Source organism: Streptomyces phyllanthi (assembly GCF_009377205.1).
GTDB classification, from domain to species: domain Bacteria; phylum Actinomycetota; class Actinomycetes; order Streptomycetales; family Streptomycetaceae; genus Streptomyces; species Streptomyces phyllanthi.
In genome coordinates, this window is sequence record NZ_VJZE01000715.1 from 1 (window position 1) to 3,069 (window position 3,069).

A 3,069-nucleotide genomic window follows, 5' to 3' on the forward strand; every position below is an offset into this window, starting at 1 on the left:
CCGGCGGGCCGGTGGGCCGGTGGGCCGGTGGGCCGGTGGGCCGGTGGGCCGGTGGGCCGGTGGCCGCTCTGCCGTCACGCGGTCAGGGCCTCGACCCTGCGGATGACGTCACGACAGAAGGCGCCGACTCCGGCCGGGTCGTCGATGAACTGGTTCGGCTTGACGCAGAACGTCGTGAAGCCCTGCTCCAGCTGTTCCGGGATCGACGCCAGGGCCGCCGCCAGGTCCGCCGTCGAGTGGTCGTCGTGGAAGACGCCCTGGGTGCCGCCGATCATCTCCAGGTCGGCGACGTCCCGGCCGGCCTCGGCCATGGCGTCCTTGAGCAGGTGCATGTCCTGCGGGGACGGCCTGCCCAGGGGGTGGAAACCGTGGCCGTACCGGACGAGCCTGCGCAGGACCGGACCGTGGAGGTGCTGCCCGCCGAACCACAGACGCGGGCCTTCCGGGCGGTACGCCTTGGGCTCGAAGTAGACGTCCCGGAACGGGTAGTGCTCGCTGTCGTGCGAGATCGGGGAGGGCCCCCATGCCTTCGCCCAGATCTCCAGGTGTTCGTCCAGCAGCCGCCCCCGCCGGCCGAAGGGCACGCCCAGGGCGTCGTACTCGTCCTTGCTCCAGCTGACCGTCGGCTGCACCAGCAGCCGCCCCTCGCTGATCAGGTCGAGGGTGCCCAGTTCGCGCGCGAGGAGCAGCGGATGGCGCAGGGGGGCGAGGACGGCCGCGGCGGCCAGTCGCAGGCGCTCGGTGACGGAGGCGATGGCGGCGAGCAGGAGCAGTGAGTTGGGCCAGGGGGTGTACGGGTCCTGGTTGCCCGGGAGGGCGTAGTCACGGGGGTTTCCCATGATGCCGTCGGCGGCCGCGTCGGGGCCGAGCACGATGTGTTCGCTGACCATGACGGAGTCGAAGCCCGCGTCCTCGGCCTCGCGGGCCCATCGGACGACCGCGGGCAGATCGGCCCGGCCGCCGGTCAGAGTCCAGTTCTCACTGAGGACGAGCAGCATGCGTGGCGTGTGGGTCATCGTCGGTACGTCCCTCTCGGCCCCCGGACGGGCAAGTCGTTTGATCCCAAACGTATGCGCGGGGAGTCCGCCCCCACAACCCCCTCGGCCGCGTCAGTCGAGACCCCGGGCCCGCCTGAACCTGGCGGTGGCCTCCGTGAGGTCCACGATCGGGGGCGGATAGTCCAGCTCGGCGCGGGCGGCCTCCGGGAGCCCGGAAAGACGGTGGACCTCGGCACCGAGGCCGCCGAGCTCCGGGAGCCAGCGGCGGACGTACTCCCCCCGAGGGTCGAACCGGCGTGCCTGGACGAGCGGGTTGAGGACCCGGCCGGGGCGGGTGTCCGTGCCGGTGCCGGCCGCCCACTGCCAGTTGAGCTGGTTGTTCACGAGATCCCCGTCCACCAGCAGGTCGAGGAAGTGGCGGGCCCCCACCCGCCAGTCCACGTACAGCGTCTTGGTCAGGAAGCTCGCGGCCAGCAGGCGGGCCCTGTTCGGCATCCAGCCCTCGTACCGGAGCTGCCGCATCGCGGCGTCGACGACCGGGTAGCCCGTGCGGCCCTCCTTCCAGGCCCTGATCTCCTCACCGTCGCCGCGCCAGCGGTCGTTCCGCGGGCGGTAGTCGCGGTGGGCGGCGTCGGGGCGGGCGGCCAGGACCTGGTGGTGGAAGTCCCGCCAGGCCAGCTGGCGTACGAAGGCCCGCGCGCCGGGGCCGCCGTGGGCACGGGCCCGGTGCAGCAGTTCGGTCGCCGACAGACAGCCGAAGTGCAGGTAGGGGGAGAGCCGGGAGGTCGCGTCGGCGGCGAGGTCGTCGCCGCGGTCCTCGTACTCGGCCAGGGGGCCGGCCAGCCAAGCCCGCAGCCTCCGCCGCGCCTCGGACTCCCCGCCGGCGGGCAGACCCGGTGATACGGGCCCCTGGTCCGATCCCGGCCCCGTCGGCGTGAGGGACTCCGCGCGGGGGATGCCGGCCGAGCGCACCTGCGGTACGGGCACCGCCCCCGGAGCGGGCAGGACGTCCCGTACGGAGAAGTTCTCCCAGCGGCGGAAGTACGGCGTGAAGACCGCGAAGTGGTCCTTGCCCCCGGGCGTCAGCGCCCCCGGCGGTACGGCGGTCACCGACGCGTCGTGGAGCCGGAGACGGCGGCCGTCGTTCCCCAGCTCCGTACGCAGCCGGTCCTCGCGCCGTACCGCGTAACGGCTCACGCCCGCCGCGATGTGCACCACCTCGGCCCCGGTCTCCGCCGCCACCCGGCAGGTCTCCTCGACGACATCGCCGGTCCGCACGACCAGCCGGCCGCCTCGGGCACGCAGGGACGCGTCGAGGTCGGCCAGGCTGTCGGCGAGGAAGGCCGCCCGGTTGGGCACGGCGAAGCCGGCGCGGCGGATCCCGGTGTCGGCGACGAAGAGCGGCACCACGCGTTCCGCGTCCATCAGGGCGGCGTGCAGGGCCGGGTTGTCGTGCAGCCGCAGGTCCGCGGTGAACAGGGCGATCGAGACGCGCACCTTGACTCTCCCTCTGCCTCTTCTCGGCTTGTCCCGGCTTCTTCCGGCTTCTCGTCGGCCTCTCGTCGGCCTCTCGTCGGCCTCTCCTCAGCGCGTACGGAGCGTACGGCGTATACGGCGCGTATGGCGTGTACGGGATGAGGGGGACGTGCCGGACTCCGCGGCGGAGGCGACGGTGCGGGCCATGCCGCCGAAGACCGCGGAATGGAAGGGCGCCGCAGCCCACCAGGCCGCGTGACCGGCGAGGCCGTGCGGATGGAACAGGACGCGCTGCCGGTACGTCGCTCGGTACGCCGCCCGCGGGTCCCGGACGTCATCCTTCAGGTTCCGGAGGTCCCCCGGCTCCCCGTCACCGTCGCCGTCGCCGTCGCCGTCAACCGTCAGCTCCAGCCACGCCACGCCCGGCAGCCGCATCTCCGCCCTCAGCCGGAGCCGGCGCTCCGGTTCGATCTCCTCCACACGCCAGGAGTCCAGGTGGTCCCCGGCCCGAAGCCGCCGGGGCATGGCCGCGTTCCGGCGGCCCGTGCGCCCCCGCAGTCCCCCGTGCCCCAGTCGGCCCACAAGCCCCACACGC

At 73.7% G+C, this 3,069-nt stretch carries 3 protein-coding genes; all 3 read right to left on the reverse strand.

The window, feature by feature from the left end:
- Positions 1–74: 74 nt before the first annotated feature.
- Entirely contained in the window at positions 75–1,016 is a 942-nt protein-coding gene (locus FNH04_RS43850; protein WP_152791813.1) for a TIGR03619 family F420-dependent LLM class oxidoreductase, read from the reverse strand.
- A gap of 93 nt (positions 1,017–1,109) precedes the next feature.
- The gene (locus FNH04_RS43855) at positions 1,110–2,495 is read right to left on the reverse strand and encodes a cryptochrome/photolyase family protein (protein WP_322725600.1); all 1,386 of its coding nucleotides are present in this window, start codon (positions 2,493–2,495) and stop codon (positions 1,110–1,112) included.
- 87 nt (positions 2,496–2,582) lie between these two features.
- On the reverse strand, positions 2,583–3,069 hold a 487-nt coding region (locus FNH04_RS43860; RefSeq protein WP_152791814.1), incomplete at its 5' end, for a DUF2867 domain-containing protein.

What these genes read in the sequence shown, in the direction of transcription:
- FNH04_RS43850 (WP_152791813.1), bottom strand. Translation starts at nt 1,016, where the DNA reads ATGACCCACACGCCACGCATGCTGCTCGTCCTCAGTGAGAACTGGACT.